Genomic DNA, 660 nt, shown 5'->3' on the forward strand with positions numbered 1-660 from the left:
AACCTGAACCACCCCTTAGACAAAGACGCGGGTGACAAGGAGTACCTTGTCGGCGTCGACGACATCTTGACCGCAGCGCTTGAACACAACCCCGCGGCTGTGGTCGTGTCGCTTGGTTTTGATGCACTCGCGAGCGATCCAGCGAAGGGACTGGCCGTGACCGAAGAAACATTTGAAAAGGTAGGTATGCTGTTTGGAGATGTCTCGCTGCCTGTCCTACTGGTGCAGGAGGGCGGCTACGACCTGAAGAGTTTGCAGCAGGTAGCGGCTCGCTTTCTTGATGGCTTTTGTTCGCCTCGTTAGCGGCCGTCGCGTTTGATTGAGGAACCAACGGCGGCGGGGACAAGGTAGCGGTCGTATATATTGCTCAACGCGCAAAACAGACGTTCCCTTTTCAGCGCCTAATTTGCAGAGGCAAGGCGATCATTCGATGAAATCGAACAACATAATCGAAATTATCCAAATTCCAGAGCAGGCGGGGAACGCCTATGTTGCCTCGATCGAACGACCAGCCTCCACAGATGGGAGGCAGCGAAGGAATGCACCATGCTAACTCCAGCAGTAGAATTCGGGCTCGATACCTTTGGCGATGTTACCTACGACAGCACGGGCCTACCGGAGCCACACGCGACCGTAATTCGAAATGTTATAGAGGAAGCG

Annotated in this window: 2 pseudogenes; both read left to right on the top strand. The window is 54.4% G+C overall.

Annotated features, from left to right (window positions below):
- A pseudogene (locus AB4Z23_RS27690) lies at positions 1–303 on the top strand (histone deacetylase family protein); the annotation flags it as partial.
- A gap of 243 nt (positions 304–546) precedes the next feature.
- Positions 547–660: pseudogene (locus AB4Z23_RS27695) on the top strand (LLM class flavin-dependent oxidoreductase); the annotation flags it as partial.

Origin of the sequence: Agrobacterium sp. MCAB5, assembly GCF_052114365.1 — a bacterium.
GTDB lineage: Bacteria > Pseudomonadota > Alphaproteobacteria > Rhizobiales > Rhizobiaceae > Agrobacterium > Agrobacterium tumefaciens.